Origin of the sequence: Halorientalis regularis (assembly GCF_023698535.1) — an archaeon.
In the GTDB taxonomy this organism is placed as follows: Archaea; Halobacteriota; Halobacteria; order Halobacteriales; family Haloarculaceae; genus Halorientalis; species Halorientalis regularis.
The window spans coordinates 1-16,965 of the sequence record NZ_JALJCL010000007.1 but is presented as its reverse complement, the minus strand read 5'-3'; the positions used below and the strand labels follow the sequence as shown (position 1 = coordinate 16,965).

Annotated in this window: 16 protein-coding genes and 2 rRNA genes; 3 read left to right on the top strand and 15 right to left on the bottom strand. The window is 64.5% G+C overall.

Annotated elements, in window-relative coordinates:
• Positions 1-3: 3 nt before the first annotated feature.
• From MU521_RS10160 to MU521_RS10130, 7 genes are all read right to left on the bottom strand, one after another.
• Positions 4-717 carry an ABC transporter ATP-binding protein gene (locus MU521_RS10160; protein ID WP_092692604.1) on the bottom strand — a complete coding sequence of 238 codons (714 nt, stop codon included), beginning with the start codon at positions 715-717 and terminating at the stop codon, positions 4-6.
• Entirely contained in the window at positions 714-1,463 is a 750-nt protein-coding gene (locus MU521_RS10155) for an ABC transporter ATP-binding protein (RefSeq protein WP_092692610.1), read from the bottom strand. Before MU521_RS10155 ends, MU521_RS10160 begins: the two co-directional genes overlap by 4 nt.
• Positions 1,456-2,511 (bottom strand): branched-chain amino acid ABC transporter permease, encoded by a 1,056-nt coding sequence (locus MU521_RS10150; RefSeq protein ID WP_092692616.1) that lies wholly within the window; start codon positions 2,509-2,511, stop codon positions 1,456-1,458. The genes MU521_RS10155 and MU521_RS10150 overlap by 8 nt, the downstream gene beginning before the upstream one ends.
• On the bottom strand, positions 2,508-3,404 hold the full coding sequence (locus MU521_RS10145) for a branched-chain amino acid ABC transporter permease (RefSeq protein ID WP_092692619.1): 897 nt from the start codon (positions 3,402-3,404) through the stop codon (positions 2,508-2,510). Before MU521_RS10145 ends, MU521_RS10150 begins: the two co-directional genes overlap by 4 nt.
• Positions 3,405-3,468: 64 nt before the next feature.
• Positions 3,469-4,692, bottom strand: coding sequence for an ABC transporter substrate-binding protein (locus MU521_RS10140; RefSeq protein ID WP_175452868.1), 1,224 nt, complete (start codon positions 4,690-4,692; stop codon positions 3,469-3,471).
• Between the two features lie 160 nt (positions 4,693-4,852).
• On the bottom strand, positions 4,853-5,779 hold the full coding sequence (locus tag MU521_RS10135; RefSeq protein WP_092692624.1) for a TIGR03619 family F420-dependent LLM class oxidoreductase: 927 nt from the start codon (positions 5,777-5,779) through the stop codon (positions 4,853-4,855).
• The gene (locus MU521_RS10130) at positions 5,769-6,938 is read right to left on the bottom strand and encodes an acyl-CoA dehydrogenase family protein (protein ID WP_092692627.1); all 1,170 of its coding nucleotides are present in this window, start codon (positions 6,936-6,938) and stop codon (positions 5,769-5,771) included. The genes MU521_RS10135 and MU521_RS10130 overlap by 11 nt, the downstream gene beginning before the upstream one ends.
• Positions 6,939-7,108: 170 nt before the next feature.
• Here MU521_RS10130 and MU521_RS10125 point away from each other — a divergent pair, with 170 nt between their 5' ends.
• The gene (locus MU521_RS10125; protein ID WP_092692629.1) at positions 7,109-8,242 is read left to right on the top strand and encodes an acyl-CoA dehydrogenase family protein; all 1,134 of its coding nucleotides are present in this window, start codon (positions 7,109-7,111) and stop codon (positions 8,240-8,242) included.
• Positions 8,243-8,263: 21 nt separating this feature from the next.
• On the opposite strand, the gene MU521_RS10120 is transcribed toward MU521_RS10125, so the two are convergent.
• The 6 genes from MU521_RS10120 to MU521_RS10095 form a co-directional block, all read right to left on the bottom strand.
• A complete protein-coding gene (locus MU521_RS10120) occupies positions 8,264-9,043 on the bottom strand; it encodes an enoyl-CoA hydratase/isomerase family protein (protein WP_092692632.1) in 780 nt (259 codons plus the stop codon).
• 83 nt (positions 9,044-9,126) lie between these two features.
• Positions 9,127-10,290 carry a thiolase family protein gene (locus MU521_RS10115; protein ID WP_092692634.1) on the bottom strand — a complete coding sequence of 388 codons (1,164 nt, stop codon included), beginning with the start codon at positions 10,288-10,290 and terminating at the stop codon, positions 9,127-9,129.
• On the bottom strand, positions 10,287-10,685 hold the full coding sequence (locus tag MU521_RS10110) for a Zn-ribbon domain-containing OB-fold protein (protein ID WP_092692638.1): 399 nt from the start codon (positions 10,683-10,685) through the stop codon (positions 10,287-10,289). Before MU521_RS10110 ends, MU521_RS10115 begins: the two co-directional genes overlap by 4 nt.
• Before the next feature lie 6 nt (positions 10,686-10,691).
• Positions 10,692-11,555 (bottom strand): hypothetical protein, encoded by an 864-nt coding sequence (locus MU521_RS10105; RefSeq protein ID WP_092692641.1) that lies wholly within the window; start codon positions 11,553-11,555, stop codon positions 10,692-10,694.
• 187 nt (positions 11,556-11,742) lie between these two features.
• Positions 11,743-12,534, bottom strand: coding sequence for a CoA-transferase (locus tag MU521_RS10100; RefSeq protein ID WP_175452869.1), 792 nt, complete (start codon positions 12,532-12,534; stop codon positions 11,743-11,745).
• Positions 12,531-13,403 (bottom strand): CoA transferase subunit A, encoded by an 873-nt coding sequence (locus tag MU521_RS10095; protein ID WP_175452870.1) that lies wholly within the window; start codon positions 13,401-13,403, stop codon positions 12,531-12,533. The genes MU521_RS10100 and MU521_RS10095 overlap by 4 nt, the downstream gene beginning before the upstream one ends.
• Before the next feature lie 485 nt (positions 13,404-13,888).
• On the opposite strand from MU521_RS10095, the gene MU521_RS10090 reads away from it, so the two are divergent.
• Together MU521_RS10090 and MU521_RS10085 are read left to right on the top strand one after the other, a co-directional pair.
• A complete protein-coding gene (locus MU521_RS10090; protein ID WP_092692689.1) occupies positions 13,889-14,368 on the top strand; it encodes an Lrp/AsnC family transcriptional regulator in 480 nt (159 codons plus the stop codon).
• Between the two features lie 177 nt (positions 14,369-14,545).
• Positions 14,546-16,375 carry an archaea-specific SMC-related protein gene (locus MU521_RS10085; protein WP_092692651.1) on the top strand — a complete coding sequence of 610 codons (1,830 nt, stop codon included), beginning with the start codon at positions 14,546-14,548 and terminating at the stop codon, positions 16,373-16,375.
• Between the two features lie 119 nt (positions 16,376-16,494).
• Here MU521_RS10085 and rrf read toward each other — a convergent pair.
• Together rrf and MU521_RS10075 are read right to left on the bottom strand one after the other, a co-directional pair.
• Positions 16,495-16,616 (bottom strand): 5S ribosomal RNA (gene rrf, locus MU521_RS10080).
• Positions 16,617-16,790: 174 nt separating this feature from the next.
• Positions 16,791-16,965: ribosomal RNA gene (locus MU521_RS10075) — 23S ribosomal RNA — on the bottom strand; the annotation flags it as partial.

Here is a 16,965-nt window from a genome sequence, read left to right as displayed (position 1 = left end):
CGCCTAGTCGACTTCGACGGCACCGACCGAGAGGTACTTCCCGATCACGTCGTCGCTCTCCTGGAGGGTTTCGATGTCGCCGCGCCAGGCCACGTCACCCTTGCTGAGGATGTAGGCACGTTCGGCCAGGTCGAACGCGAACTCGGTGTTTTGCTCGGTCAGGAGGACGGTGATCCCGGTGTCGAGCACGTCCGAGAGCAACGACTTCAGGTCCGCGACGATGTTCGGGGCCAGGCCTTCGCTCGGCTCGTCGAGCAGGAGCAGGTCTGGGTCGGTCACCAGCGCACGTGCGATGGTGAGCATCTGCTGTTGGCCGCCGCTGAGCTGGCCGCCGAGCTGATCCTGGTGCTCCCGGAGCGCCGGGAACACGTCGTAGACACGATCCTTGCTCCACTCGCCGTCGTCGTCCATCACCACATCGATGTTGTCGCCGACGGTAAGTTCGGGGAACACGCGCCGTTCTTCGGGCACGATCCCGATGCCGCGGCGAGCGATCTGATAGGGTTCCAGTCCGTCGATGGGTTCGCCTTTGAACGTGATTTCACCCTCGCGCGGGGGTGTCATCCCGAGGATGCTCCGGAGCGTCGTCGTCTTCCCGGCCCCGTTACGCCCGAGCAGGGCGACGCTCTCGCCCGATTCGATGTCCAGGGAGACGCCGTGGAGCACGTGGCTTTGCCCGTAGTACGTGTGGATGTCGTCGACGGTGAGAATGCTCATGCTTCACCTCCGAGGTAGGCGCTCTGGACGCGCTCGTTCTGTCGGATCTCCTCGGGCGTGCCGTCGGCGATGACCGCGCCGCGGTCGAGTACGAGGATGCGTGAGGCGATCGAGAAGATGATCTCGATGTCGTGTTCGGTCATAAAGAACGACTGCTCGGTCTCGGCGTCGAGGTTCTGGACGAGGTCGACCATTCGCTCGGTCTCGGTGGGATTCATGCCGGCCGTGGGTTCGTCCAGCAAGACGAGGTTCGGATCGGTCGCTAGCGAGACGCCGATCTCGACGCGGCGTTTATCGCCGTATGACAGCGCCGAACACTCCGTGTCCTCGATATCGCCCAGGCCGACGAGATCGAGCACGCGGTCGGTCTCGGACTCGATCTCCTCGGTCGTCGAACCCAGCAGGTTCCAGCGCTGTTTGGATCGGGCGATGATCGGCGCGCGAATGTTCCGGCGGACGCTCAGCCCCTCGAAGACGTTCGTCACTTGGTAGGAACGGCCCAGGCCGCGGTGGACCCGCTCGTGGGGTTCGAGGTCGGTCACGTCCTCACCCATGAACCGGACCGACCCGCTGGTCGGCGATAGCACACCGGTCATGAGGTTGTAGATGGTGGTCTTCCCGGCCCCGTTCGGGCCGATGAGCGCCGTCAGATCGTCCTCGTGTATCGACCGGGTCACGTCGTCGACCGCGGTCAATTCCCCGAAGCGTTTCGTCAGACCGTCGAGTTCCAGCAGGGGGTCACTCATGCGTGTCCTCCTTGCCAGTCGGTTCGTCGCCGACCAGACCGCTCAGGTAGTCGCGAACGTCCACGATACCGCCGCTGTCGCCCCGCAGAATCCCGACGAGACCATCGGGGAAAAAGAGGACGATGGGGACGATCAAGAGGCCCAGCCCGAACTGCCAGTACTCGGTGATGTTCGAGAGAAACTGTTCGAGACCGACGAACATCACTGCGCCGATAATCGGGCCGACGAAGGCGCTCGGCCCGCCCAGCAGCGTCATCATGACGGGTTCGGCGCTCATCGACCAGTGGAGCGTGTGTGGCGTCACGATGAACGTCCGGACGGCGAAGAGCGTCCCGGCGAGCCCGGCGAAGGTGCCGGCGATGACGAACGCCGACAGCTGGTAGCGTTTGACCGGGACGCCGATCATGGTGGCTCGTTCGGGGTTCTCCCGAATCGAGAGGAGTAACTCGCCGTACGGCGAGTTGATGAGCCGCCAGATGAACACGATCGAGACGACCAGTATCGCGAGTGTCAGGTAGTAGAACGTCCCAGTGTCGATCAGGTTCAGCGTCAGCCCGCCGAGCTCGATCGGTTCGGCGAGGACGGTGATTCCGTCCGAGCCACCGGTAAAGTCGTTCCAGGTGTAGATCGTCTCGTACAGCATCATGCTGAGTGCGAGCGTGAGGATAGCGAAGTAGATGTCCCCACGCTGGACACAGAGATATCCCAGGACCAGGGCCACGAGCGCCGCGACGACGACCGCGAGCAAGAGCGCCGGGAAGAACGACTCGAAGGCCGACGGCAGAAACCCGAGCTGTCCGTCGAGCGCCAGCGCGAGCGTGTACGCGCCGGTCCCGAAGTACGCGGCGTGCCCGAACGACAGCATGCCGGTGTAGCCAAACAGCAGGTTGAAACTCATCGCGAACAGCGCCAGGACCATCGCCGAGATGACCAGCCCGAGGTGGAACGTCGAGAGGATTCCGGTGAACGGGAGCACGAGCATGGCGAGAACGGCCCCCAGCGAGAGGACAGCAGTTCTCGAGTCGCGAAGTCGGTCGACCGCGGTCATGCGGCCACCTCCTTCCCGAACAGTCCCGCTGGTCTGGTCAACAGGACCACCGCGACCAGCAGGAACGGGATCACCGGCTGGAGCGACGGCAGGTACAGGAACGCCAGCGAGTTGACGACGCCGATGAGCAGCGCACCGGCGAACGCGCCGCCGAAGGAGCCGAGACCGCCGATGACGACGATGATGAACGACTCGATGATGATGCTCTCACCCATCGTCGGTTGGATCGACTGGTACGGTGCTGCCAGTGCGCCGCCCAGGCCCGCCAGCAAACTCCCGAGCAGGAAGGTTCCGGTGAACACGAGCGGGACGTTCACGCCCAGGGCGTTGGCCATGCCCCGATCCTGGGAAGACGCGCGGACGATCTTGCCGACGCGCGTCCGCTCGAACACGAGCCACATCGTCAGCGCGGCGAGCGCACCGACGATGATCAGGAAGACGTTGTAGAACGGGTACCCACTCCCGAGCAGGTTGATCTGGAAGTCGATCAGTCCCGGGGGACTCACCGACCGGAAGTCGGTGCCCCAGAGAATACGCGCGCCGTTGTCGATGACGAGGACGAGCCCGAAGGTCAGCAGGAGCTGGAACTCGTGGTCCTGATCGTACACCGGTCGGATGATGAACCGCTCCATCACGACGCCGACGAGCGCCACCAGCAATGGCGCAACCACGAGTGCCAGCCAGAAGCTCCCGGGGAGACTGGCGAGCAGTCCGCCGTCGCTGACCAGGAAGTACGTGAAGTACGCACCCAGCATGTACAGCGACCCGTGCGCGAAGTTCAACACGTCGAGGACGCCGAAGATGAGCGTCAGACCGACCGCTGCCAGGAACAGCAACATCCCGTTCGCGATGCCACTGACGATCGCTAATGCGATACTGTCGAGGGTTACCATGGTGTCTGTCTCTGTTTCATACTGAAATAGCTCGTTGGTGCCGGTAGCGCGTCCGTCGCCGGCGCTAGAGGTCGCAGTCAGGCTCGGGCGTCACGCTCGCGCCGTCGACGGGTAGCATCTCGGTGAACCCGTAGAAGTCGAGGTCGTCGACCGGACCGACCCGCCCCGTCCAGATGTTGTCGTCGATGGCCTGGTGGTCGGCAGCCCGCATGGTCTTGGTCCCCTCGGGAGCCTGCCACTCCAGACCCTCCAGGCCGCTGATTAGGTCGTCGGTGCTGGTGCCCCCGCTCGCGTTCGCGGCTTCGAGGACGCCGTAGACGCCGGCGTAGGTCTCCTGACCGACGTTGACCGGAATCTCGTCGTACTCGCTCTGCCAGGCGTCGACGAACTGCTGGTTGTTCTCGGTGTCGGGGTACTGGAAGAAGTACCGGTCGACGGCGATCATCTCCTGCATGTCCGAGCCGAGGCTCCGCGACACGTCGGTGATCGCACCACTGCCGGCGACGAAGTCCGGGATCTGCTCGAAGAAGTCGAACCCGTTGGCCTGCTGGATGAAGGTGATGAGGTCACCCGCCCACATCGAGGTGTAGACGATGTCGGGGTCGGCGTTGAGCGTCTCCTGAATCTCGTTCTGGTAGTCGCCCTGCCCGAACGAGGGGAACGTCTCGTTGACGACCTCGGCCCCCAGGTTCTCCATCTCGCGCTGGTAGACCTCCCAGGTCTGCTGCCCGAACGTGTAGTCGGGGAGGATGCCGGCGATGCGGGTCCCATCGGTCATCTCGTCTGTCGTCTGGGCCAGCGCGGTCGTGAGCTGGTCGAGGTTCGACGCCGTCCGGAAGGTGACGCGGTTGCAGCCGCTCGTCGTGATGTCCGGCGTCTGTGCGATGGTCGTCACCATCAGCGTGTCCTGCGTGTTGGCGAACTCCGAGACGGCCTTGGCGACCGAACTGCTACCGAATCCCATCAGCACGTCGATGTTCTCCTGCTGGACCAGTTCCCGCGCCTTCGTGACGCCCGTCTCGGGCGAACTCTCCGTGTCGGCGTGGGTGACGTCGATCTCGATGTCGCTGTCGGAGTTGTTGATCTGTTTCGCGGCGAGGTCGGCCCCGTCACGGGACGGGTTTCCGATCGTCGCGAACGGCCCCGAGAGCGCGGCCAGGTGCCCGACACTGATCGTGCCCGAACCACCGTTGCCCTGATTGCCGGCACATCCTGCGAGGCTGGTCATCGCACCGACACCGATAGCACCGGCTCCCTTCAGAACGTCTCTCCGTCTATGGGATGACATGCTATCCCGTATGTTCATGGACGATTTAAAATTATGTACTATGGCAACTGCCGGCGATAGAGAGGTTCTTCCCTGATATTTCGATCCTCCATCTCGATTTCGGGAGCGCAAAAGCCTCACCAGCTGGCCGAAAACAGCCGTTTCCCGCCCGTCTCGGCCGTCAGAACGCGTCGACGACGCCGTCGCCGAACCGCTCGACCTGCTCGATCTGCTCGTCGATGTCGGTCGTGTAGAAGTCGATGACGACGCGCGTGGTCCCGGCGTCGGCGTACGCCTCGATGTCTTCGACGATCTTCTCGGGTTCGCCGACGAGTGGCTTCTCGGGGTCGCGCTCGGTGTCGTCGCCGACCTCGGTGGCCCGGATGACGGCCACCTCGGGGTCGCCCTCGCGCTCGAAGTCGGTCCAGGCGTTCATGAGTCGCTCCCGGCCCGCCGCGATGGCGTCGGGGCGGTCCCAGAAGATCGTCCAGCCGTCGCCGAACTGTGCGGTCCGCCGGAACGCCGCCCCTGACTTCCCGCCCAGCCAGATCGTCGGCCCGTCGTCGTCGGGCGTCGGGTGGAAGCCGGTCTCCTGGAAGGAGTGGTGCGGGCCGTCGAAGGAGATCTGCCCCTCCTCGCAGGCCCGTGTGAACATCTCGAGGAACTCGTCGGTCCGGCTGCCCCGCTCCTCGAAGGGCACGTCGAGAACCTCGAACTCCGTCTCCATCCAGCCGGGGGCGACGCCGAAGTCGAACCGGCCGTCCGAGAGCGCTTCGACGGTGAGGGCGTTCCGCGCCAGCACCACCGGGTGCCGGTAGGGCACGATGCAGGTGTTCGTCCCGAGATCGACCGAGTCGGTGACCGCCGCCAGGTGTGAGAGGACGCCGAATACGTCGTAGGTGTCCTGCGAGACGTGGAACGGTGATTCGCCGCTGGGCGAGAAGGGGTATTCGTCGGGAATCTCGGCCGGGAGCGAGACGTGGTCGCCGGCCCACACCGAGTCGAACCCCGCGCCCTCGGCGGCCGTAGCGACGCGGCGGAACGCCTCGGGCGAGGCGTGGTCGCCGAACGTCGACAGCATGACGCCGAAGTCCATCTCAGAGCTCATCGAAGAGCACCTTCCCGATGGTGTTGCGCTGGATCTCGCTGGTCCCCTCGTAGATCGTGCCGGCCTTCACGTCGCGGTAGAAGTGTTCGACCTCCTCGTCGGTGCCGTAGCCGGCCCCGCCGAAGATCTGGACCGCTTCCTCGGCCACCTCGCAGGCGATCTCGGTGGCGTAGAGCTTGGCGATGCTGGCCTGCTCGATCAGGCTCTCCTCGACTTCGCCGCCGGCCTCGGCCTCGTCGATGGCCCTGGCGGCGCGATACACCTGTGAATTGGCCACTTCGATCTGTTTACGCATGTCCGCCAGTTTCCAGCGCATCCCCTGGTAGTCGCCGATACGCTGGCCGCCCTGTTCGCGGTCCTTGGCCCTGGCGAGCGCGCGGTCGAAGGCTCCCTCGGCCATCCCGAGGTGGGCGGCGGCGATGTCGACCCGGCCGTGTTCGAGCCAGTCCAGCGCCTGGTAGAACCCCTTTCCCTCCTCCTCGCCGAGCAGGTTCGCCTGGGGGACTCGCACGTCGTCGTAGGTCAGCCGGGCGTGTTCGGCGGCGTCGAGCCCGAGTTTCTCCCGTTCCTCGGCCTCGTACCCGTCGGCGTCCGTGGGGACGACGATGAGGCTCAGCCCGCGGTGGGGTTTGTCGGGGTCGGGGTCCGTGCGACAGAGCGTCGCCACCCAGTCGCCGCTGACGCCGTTGGCGATCCAGTCTTTCTCCCCGTTGATGACGTACTCGTCGCCGTCCTTCTCGGCGGTCGTCGTCGTCTCGGCCAGGGCCGACCCGGAGTCGGGTTCGGTCAGGCCGATGGCCGTCGTCATCTCGCCGCGGGTGACCGGTTCGAGCCAGCGCTCCTTCTGCCCGGGCGTGCCCAGCGAGGACATCGCGTGACAGCCCGTCATCGACCCGTGGAGGGCGATCCCGACCGAGGAGTCCGCGCGGCAGAACTCCTGGGCGACGAGCGACTGCTCGACCAGCGAGGCGTCCTGCCCGCCGTATTCCGCCTCGAAGGGCAGGCCGATGAGTCCCTCCTGGGCCGCCTTCTCGTAGATGTCCCAGGGCCACTCCCCGGACTCGACGTACTCCATCGCGTCGGGTTGGATGTGCTCGGTACCGAACTCGCGCGTTCGGTCACGCAGGGCCCGCTCCTCGTCGGTCAGATTGACCGTCATACCACAGACTGCGGCGGTGCGAAAATAAAAGTTCGTACCACGGCAGTAGCGGCTCCGCACCACCGCGCCCGTCCGACGACGTGGCCGAACCGTCCAGTTCGGAGAGAGATGTGACAGCGGCGGATTTCCGACCGGGGAAGGTTTACGGTTACGTACTCGCTATCCCGAGTATGCTCTCGCTCTCCGCAGAACAGGAGATGCTGGTGTCGTCACTCGTCGACCTCGCGGAATCGGAGTTCGAAGCCGACGCCTTCGAGTGGCAGGAAGCGCCGTGGCCGAACATCGAATTGCTCGCCGACCGTGGGTTCCTCGGGGTCAACATCGCCGAGGAGTACGGTGGCGGCGGCATGGGTGAACTCGAAGCCATGTTGACCATCGAGGCAGTCGGGAAAGTCTGTCCCGACACGGCGGAGTTCCTCTACAATCAGCAGATGGTCGCCCCACGGGCCATCGAGATGTTCGGAACCGACGAGGCCAAAGAACGCTACCTCCCGCCGGTGACAGCGGGCGAGGACGCCGTCGTGATCGCCATCTCCGAACCCGAATCCGGCTCGGACGCGAGCTCGATGCGGACCGAAGTCACTGAACAGGACGGCGATCTCGTGTTGAACGGCGAGAAAATCTGGGTCAGTCACGTCAAGTCGTCCAGCGCCGCCTTGGTCTGGACGAAGTTCCCGGAGGGACTCGGTTCGGTCGTGATCGAGTTCGACTGGGACGGCGTCGAGATCGAACAGCACTACACCAACATGGCCGACCACGAACAGACCCACTTCCGGATGGAAGACGTGGTCGTTCCCGAGGAGAACGTCGTGACCCGCGGCGAAGAGGGGTTCAAACAGCAGCTCAAGGCGCTCAACTGGGAGCGACTGGGCAGCGCGACCGTCGCGAACGCCTGGAGCCGGAACGCGCTCTCGAAGGCTATCGACTACGCACAGCAGCGCGAGCAGTTCGGCCAGCCCATCGGCGACTTCCAGGGCATCGAGTGGAAACTCGCCGACATGGCGAAACGGCTGGAGTCGGCGCGGGCGCTGACCTACCGTGCAGCGGTCAACGCCGAACAGCAGGGGCGTATTCCCGACCGGCTGGACGCGTCGCTGGCGAAACTGCTCGCCTCCGAGACCGTCGAGCACGTCACCAGCGAGTCGCTGCAGGTGTTCGGCGCGAACGGCTACCAGCAGGGCCACCCGCTGGAAAATCTCTACAAACGCGCCCGTGGTCGGCGGCTGGCGGCTGGCACCGACGAGATCCAGAAGAACCAGATCGCGGCCGAACTGAAGAAAAACGGGATTCCGGACCTGGTCTGACGGTCCGGATCCGCAGCCGTTCTAGCTGTAGTCGCGGTCGTACTCCGGGTCGCGGTTCTCGTTGAACGCCGCGACAGCCTCGTGGTGTTCCGGGTCGTTGACGCAGTCCCACTGGTACTCGATGGCTCGCTCGCAGTAGTCCTCGAATCCCTGTTCGGAGTCGACCAGGTCGTTCGTCCGCTGGACGGCGGTTGCGGGCAGGCCGAGCAACTCCTCGGCCAGGTCGTGGGCGGCCGCGAGCGGGTCCTCGGCCTCCTCGACGGCGAGCCCGAGGTCCACGGCGTCGTCCGGTTCGATGTCGCGGCCGGTGAGCAGGTACTGTTTGGCGGCGGACTCACCGATCAGCCGGGGGAGCAGCCACCCGCCGCCGTCGCCGGGGATCAGGCCGACGCGGACGAACCCCTCGCGGAAGAAGGCGTCGGGGCCGACCACGCGCATGTCACAGGCCAGCCCGAAGTCACAGCCGGCGCCGACGGCGGGGCCGGCGACGGCCGCGATGGATGGTTTCGAGGCCGCCCGGAGCTGGCGGACGACGTTCTGGACGCCCCAGAGGTAGCCCGCGTAATCCTCCTTGGCCTGTTCGTCCCAGGCGGGCATCTCGGTGGTGTCGGCCCCGGCACAGAACGCCCCGTCGGCACCGGTGAGCACGATGGTGTAGACGCCGTCGTCCTCGCGGGCGTCCCGAATCGCGGCGTTCAACTCCAGAATGGTCTGCTCACGGAAGGCATTGAGCACGTCCGGACGGTCGATGGTGATGGTCGCGATACCCTCGCTCGCCTCGTACTGCACGTCTTCGTACATCTCTTCTCGGACAAGGGCGCGCCATTACTTGAGTGTAGGTACCGCCGCAAGGGCCCGAGACGGCGGTCCCGGGCCGAACCGTCTCAGTCCCGTTCCGTCGAGACGACGGTGACGTTACTGACCGCGAGCGACCCGGCGAGGTTGTGCTGGAGGCCGGTCGTCGCGTCCGGGACCTGTCGCTCGCCGACCTCGTTCCGGAGTTGCCAGACGAGTTCGCAGATCTGTGCGACGCCGGTCGCGCCGATGGGGTGACCCTTCGCTTTGAGACCGCCCGACGGGTTGACCGGGAGGTCACCGTCCAGCCGGGTCGCGCCGCTCGCGACGAACTCGCCGCCCTCGCCTTTCTCACAGAAGCCCAGGTCCTCCATGTTGAGCAGTTCCGTGAAGGTGAAACAGTCGTGCTGTTCGACCACGTCCACGTCGTCGGGGCCGAGCCCGGCCATCTCGTAGGCCTGGCTCGCGGCCTCGATGGTCGGCTCGGCTTCGAGGTAGTCGTCCCGTTTGGTCATGTCGTAGGGCACCGTGCTGTTGCCGGTCCCGCGGACCCAGACGGGGTCGTCGGTGTAGGAGTCGGCCACGTCCTCGCTCGCCAGGACGAGACAGGCGGCCCCGTCGGTCTGTGGGGAACAGTCGTACAGCCCGAAGGGGTAGGAGACGCGCGGCGCGTCGAGGACGGACTCGGCGTCGACCTCGAAGTCGAAGTGTGAGTACTCGCACTTGGTCCCGTTCGCGTGGTTCTTGACGGCCACCTCGGCCATCTGTTCGCGAGTGGTGCCGTACTCCTGCATGTGCCGCTGGGCGTACATGGCGAAGAAGGCCGGCGCGGTCATCCCGCGGGTCGTCGGCCGGTTCGTCACCGTCTTCATGAACTCGTCGGTGGGCTTGTCCCGCATCTTCTCGGCCCCGACGACGACGGCCACGTCGGCCTGGCCGGCCTGGACCGCGGCGGCGGCGTTGCGCACTGCGTCGCTGCCGGTCGCGCAGGCGTTCTCGACGCGCGTGATGGGGATGCCCTTGAGGCCGGTCGCCCCGCTCAGGCGCGCCCCCGAGACGATCTCGGCGTCGTTCGAGAGGGTCCCGTAGGCGGTCCCGAGCCAGGCGGCGTCGACGTCGGAATCGTCGATGCCGTGGTCGACGTGGGACTTTGCCTCCTTGTAGGCCCGGCCGATCATGTCGTAGTAGCCCAGTTCGAACCGCTCGCCGAAGGGGATCATCCCCGCTCCGACGACGGCCACGTCGTCGCTCATGCCGACGACCCTCCGTCGAGGCGGAACTTCGGTTCGTAGAGGACCTGTCCGTCCTGCCGGTCGAACCGTTTCAGTTCGATGGTCACGGTGTCACCGATCGCCACCGAATGGGGTTCGTCGGCCTCCGTGAACATCCCGAGGACCTTCCCGCCCTCCGGCGTCTCGACGATGGCGATGGGGAGAGGTGTGTCGAACGTCTCCGGGAGGGCGTGCTGGACGACGTAGGTCTGCACCTCGCCCCGCGGCGAGAGGGTCACGTCCTCGAAGGCGTCTCCCCCGCAGTGGTAACACAGTTCGGCCGTCGGATCGTTCATCCGACCGCAGTCGGTACACTCGGCCCGGTCGAGGCCGAACTTCGCTGCCCGGTCGCGGAACTCCCGCATGGTGGTGTGCATCTGTTATCACTCCAGTTGATCGACGTGGTCGAGGTAGTCGACGTAGTCGAGGTCGGTCGATTCGTCGGCGACTGACGCCGCCGCGGGCGGTTCGGACACCTCGTAGGCCAGCGCGTCGGCCGTCCCGACGCCGTAGCCCGCGACGACGAGGCGGTCCCCTGCGGTGAGGTCGGCCAGTGCCAGCGACCCCAGCGCACTCGCCGCACGGAGGTTGCCGTACTCGCGACCGAACGCCGGCGTCGCCAGCACGTCGTCGCCGACGCCGACGGCACCGGCCAGCCGACCGGCGAACTTGCCGTTGGGGTGGGTCGCCACGAGCGCGTCGAGCGATTCGGCCGACCAGTCGGCGGCGTCGAGTGCCCGCTCGATAGCCTGCTGGCTCGTCTCGACGTACCCGATATTTCGCGCGAAGCGGTCGTCGGCGGTCGACAGCGTGTCGCTATCTGGGGCCTGCCACTCGTCGAGTAACGGGCGCGCACAGGTACCCGCGGCCACCCGCTCGAGGCCCTCGCCGTCGCTCTCGACGAGAGCGGCGCTGGCCCCCGCTCCAGCGACTTTCTCCCAGTCGCTTCGCGGTGCGGGGGACGGGGCTTCCGCGGCGACGACGAGGACCGTGTCGCTGTCGCCGTCGACGGCGTTCCCGGCTGCCCGGAGCGCGGCGGTGCCGGCTCGGGCCGACTCGCCGAACGTCTGGACGTGTGTGTCGTCGTCGAGTCCGAGCGAGTCGGCGAGAAACGGCGTCACCGACCCGTACTCGTAGACCGGGGTCGTCGTGGCGAAGAAGACGGCGTCCACGTCCGTCCGTCCGTCGAGCGCGGCGCGGCCCGCCCGTGTCGCCAGCGTCGTCGGATCGTCGTCTTTCGCCTGCACTGTTTTGTGCTGTACGCCACTCGCTCCGCCTCCCCACTGGTCGCGGATGGTACCCGTGGAGACCCGGTATCCGGGGAGGACCAACTCCCTGGTCGTTACATGTGCCATTGGCTCACACAAACGGTTCGACGGGGACTGTTAAAGATATCCCGGCTCCGGAAACCGAGCGGCGAGCAGTGTCCGCCGCTCAGGGACGAATCGCCGCGTAATTGCGGTCCGCCGCTTCTTCGAGGACCTCGCGGACGACAGCCAGTTCGTCTGCGTCCGGGGCGGGAAGGGCCTCGTGGTCCCCATCCTCGATGGGCCAGCCAGTCATTTCCCGGGCGTCCGCGACGGTAGCCCCGGGAACGAGCCGGTCGAGTCGTGTGCGCCCGGTCTCGTCGAAGCGGAACGTTCCGAGCGGGGTGATGAGCTTCGAGGGGCCGGTCCCCGGCTCGAAGCCGGCCGCCTCGCGGGAGCCGTCGCCGTCGATGTGACCAGGGCTCGACACGTAGGAAACCCGGTCCTGGTAGCGCTCCGGGTCGGCCGAGCCACAGATGAGCGTCAGGTCCTCGGCGTGCGTTGCGATATCGTTGGCACCGCCCGGACCAGGCAGGCGGACCGAAGGGTCGTCGTAGTCTCCGATGACCGTGGTGTTGACGTTGCCGAAGCGGTCGACGTTCGACACGTCGATGGCCGCGCGGTCGAGGTGGCCCGACTTGAGGAACGTGTGCAACGTGTCAATCGAGTTGCCGTACATGTCGGTATTTCCGTCGAAGGCATTTATTTCGGTCGTGCTCGTGGGTAGCGTCTCCGAGGTGCCCCGGTAGACGATGCCGGCCTCGAAGACGGAGGTGAGGTTCGGGGCGTGGAGTTTTCTCGCCACTCTGGCGGCGACGACGGGCCAGTGAAATCCGGTGAAGACGGTGCTCTCGTCACGGAATTCCTGGGCCGCCGTGTAGAGCAACTGTTCGCGCTGTGTCGGCTCAGGGTCGCTCACGGGGACACCTCCGCGAACCCACTGGCTCGAACAGCTTCGAGGTACTCCGCCCGGTCGCTGACGCCGTAGACCCACTCGTCGAGATACGCCTCGAAGTCGTCGAGCGAGCCAGTCACCTCGCCGTAGTGTTCCAGGTAGTCGATGTCCCGCCCGTAGCACCCGAGTACGCCGGAGGGATGGGCACCGCCGGGCGATTCGACGACGTGATCGACCATGAACCCGGGAACGACCGTCTCGTCCGGTGTGTCCTGGATCTGTTCCGAGGAGACTACCTCTTCAGTCGTGACCAGGAGCGTGTCGGCGGCCATCGCGCCGTGTTTGATCTCGGCGCGCGCGCCGGTCAACTGAGCGTTCCCCCGTTCGTCGGCACGGGGAACGTGGATGATACTGACGTCCGGATTCAGCGGTTCCATCACGTAGTGGCTATCGCCGTCGAAGGTAACTTCGCTGAACTTGCCCGAGAACGACTGGTTTTCGAACTGTCCCGTCGATTCGACGGGGCCGGCCGGGACGAACGGCAGTCGCCGTGCGCCAGCGAACAGTCGCAAGACGAGGTTTCCGAGTCCGTGTTCTTCGACCGTGATGGGCCGCGGGACACCGTCCTCGGCGGCCCGCCGGAACGCGCTCGTCGGTGTCGGCCCGACCGCGTTCCAGCAGTGTGCGATCGTCGTCTCCGAAACACAGCCGGCACCGACGAGCTGATCGAGCAAGACACCGCCGGACGATCGAATCACGTGTAAATCCGAGACGCCCTGTCGGATCAGTTCGTGAACTGCAGAGAACGGTTGGGCGAATCCGAATCCGCCTACGTACACGACATCGCCGCCGTCGACGGCTTCGATCGCCGTCGTCATCGTCGAAACAGCCATTGCTTCGATATTGCCACATCCGATTATTATTGTTGTGGGGGCGGAAACAGGACGTGTCCCGATCCCGAGCATATAGTGTTCAGAAAGCAGCATATAACGGATAAAGTCAAAGAAATTATAATCAGATCGCACCACGAGGACGGCGGATCCAGTTCTTGGTGTCCACCGCAGAAGTCGTCGATAGAGTGAGCTGTCAGGCCTAAATGCGGAAATTGACGATTGGGAGTCTCAAAAACCGGCACTGTTGGACGATATCGTGTTTCAGTCTCTCGAACACGGTTCTTACCCATTCAAACTACCGTTTATCCCAATTACGTACGGATCCCGAGCCTCGACAGGACAAAATAACATATGTACGAACACAACAGATATAGTAACTATATCTATAAATTATCATTCCGGTCGTATCGACGAACATAGGGGTGTCGACCACCGTTATGGGGTTTACCGAAAAGACGATGGTGGTAGATAGCACCTGTCTGGGTATGTCTCTCGAACCCGACGCCGACGAGGTGGACCGGATCATCCTCAAAGCTCTCGCGAACGGTCCGCGGACACCGTACTCGGACATCGCGGAACGACTGGCCAGCGAAGGACACGAGATGTCCAGTGAGGGAGTCCGGCACCGAGTGTCGAAGCTGCTCGACCGCACCTCGATTTTCTTTCTCCTCGAACCGGAAGAACACGAGTGGGAGATCGTCCGACTGGCGATCACGGTGACCGACGACGCCGACGCCAAGTCGACGGCCCTGGACCGGATTTCCGAGATGCCGTTCTGGCTGGTGACCCGCGGCGTCGGCACGTACGACATCTACGCCGTCGCGACGGCCGCCACGAACTCCCGGGTCGACGAACTCGTCAGCCAGGTTCGCGAACTCGGCGTCGTCGCCGACGTGGAGCAGTCGATCGAGACGAGCCGCGACACCAACGTCGACGATTATCTCTCGGCCGGGCAGCGGCAGTGACCCGCACGGCTCGAAATCCGGAGACACTGGGAAGCGGTTTCCGAGTCGGCGAACCGACGAATATTTGCTCGCTGCTGTGCAACCGCAATCAACAGATGGAACGGGTTTCGTCGAACACCGGTTGCGTCCCGTCGCCCGTCTGGGGACCGATCGCCGTCGAACCCACACAGGTAGACAATGAGTAAGATCGAACTCGACATCCAGAACATCGGTGGGATATCGGACGCATCGTTCAGTTTCGGGCCGGGAACGACACTCGTCGTCGGCCGCAACGCCTCGAACAAGACATCGCTCCTGCGCAGTGTCCAGTTCGCACTCGGTGCCGACGAGGTCCCCGTTCGCAGCGGGGCCGACCTGGCGAGCGTTCGGCTCAGTCTCGATGACACCGAGATACAGCGCCAGGCCCGGCGGAACGGGGCTGGATACGAGATCAGCGACGACAGCTGGCTGAGCGACCCGGACGACACCGACCTCGTCAACCAGTTCGCGTGCCTGCTCGGTACGAATCCACTCCGGAGCGCCGTCGAAAAGGGGGAGGACGTCGAGTCGCTGCTGAAAGAGCCGATCGACATCGAGGCACTCGAGTCCGAGCGGTCCGAGAAGATGTCACGGAAGCGCGACCTGCGTCGTGACGTCGAACGACTGGACGATATCGACGAGCGCCTGGCAGACCACACAGACGAACTCGCCGAGACACGGGAGCGAATCGAAACACTCGATTCGGAACTCGACGACCTCTACGCCGAGCAAAACGACACCGAAACCGACGACGAACGGCTCGAGGAACTCCGGGAGCAACGGACCGACCTGCGGACGGAACGGGAGAACTATCGGGACCAGATCGACGAACTGGAGGAGACAATCGACCGACTGACCGACCGTCGGTCGACGGTCGAATCCGATCTCGAAACGGCCCGTGAACACGCCGACTCCCACGACATCGAACGTCTCAAACAGGAGCGTGAGTCCGTTCGTGAAGAACTCACCGAGATTACCGAACGTATCGACATCCTTCAGTCGGTTCTGTCAGCGAACCGGGAACTCCTCGACTCGGAGTACGCCGGGAGCCTCGGCTACGAACCCGGACTCGTTGACGACGAGCTCTCCTGCTGGGCCTGCGGAAACCCTGCGCCCCGAAGTGACTTCGAGGACACCGTCGATGAGCTTCAGGAGGTCCTCAAACAGGACAAACAACGCAAGCGCGAACGGGAACCGGAGCTGTCCGACATAGAGAACGACATCGAGGCGGCCACGGACGCGCGCCGGCGCGTCCAGAAGCTGGAGAGCGACCTGACAGACATCGACCAGCAGCTCCAGCAGCGTCGCGACTCCCTCGAACAGAAGCGAACCGAACTGGAGCGTATCGAAGCCGAACTCGACGATATCGCCGACGAGATCGAAACCCACGAGAGCGAGCGTGCCGAGTCTCGGTCGGACCTGGCGACCGAAATCGAGGAGACTCGTCTCGAACTCCAGACGCTCCGGCGGGACGCCGAGCGACTGGAAGAAACCATCGAGGACCTGGAGTCGAAACGTGACGAGCGCGAGCGAAAGCGTGCGGAAATCGAACAACTGAGCGCGGATATCCGGTCGCTGACCGACCGAATCGAGAACCAGGAACAGGAGCTGCGAGACGTGTTCAACGAGACGATGGACGATCTGATCGATGCACTCGATTTCGAGCGCATCGAACGCGTTCGCCTCACCGGCAATTTCGACATCGTCATCGCGCGTGAGGTCGATGGCGTCGTGCGAGAAGATTCCATCGAACACCTTGCCGAGAGCGAACGGGCAGTCATCGGCCTCGTCCTCGGCCTGGCCGGTTTCCTCGTCTACGACGTCGACGAAGTCTCACCGCTCCTGTTGGTCGATTCACTCGGGGCGTTCGACGCGTCCCGGACGGAACGTCTCATCGAGTACTTCACCGATACCACCCGATTCCTCCTCGCGGCGGTTCACCCCGAGGTCGCTGCCAGGATGGATTACGAGACGGTATCGATGACCTGATCGGCCGAGTGCACCCCGGGAGCGACGCTGATTCTTCGACTCGGTGAGAGCAGTGAGACTGCTGGTCGTTCGAAATGAAAAGACCCGCACCAGCGCGATGCTGGTGCGGGTCGAATGAATGGAGGCGGCGAACCGGGTCTCCCAGAGGCTCGCGCACTCAAGTAGGCCCCGGAACGCTGGCGGGCTTAACTTCCGTGTTCGGGATGGGTACGGGTGTACCCCCGCCGCTGTGGCCGCCTTAACGCCGACTCGCGGAATCGAACCGCGATTCTCCAGTGTCGGTGTCTCGAACGCTTCTCGACGCTCGAGGCGTGAAAGGCTTGTCTTTCAGTGGGACGATGCGGACGACCGTATAGTACGTGCAATCCAGTTAACGCCTGGACCCGATTCATCGGGTCTGTGCGTCCATGCGGTATGATTGGTGGCTTCGATCAGTTAGTGCTCGCGGGCTAAACACCTCGTCACCTCGGTGCGTACACCCCGAGTCTATCGATCTCGTCTTCTACGAGTGATCTCGGCGGTATCTCTTTTCCAGGTGGGTTTCGAGCTTAGATGCGTTCAGCTCTTACCCCGTGTCGCGTGGCTGCCCG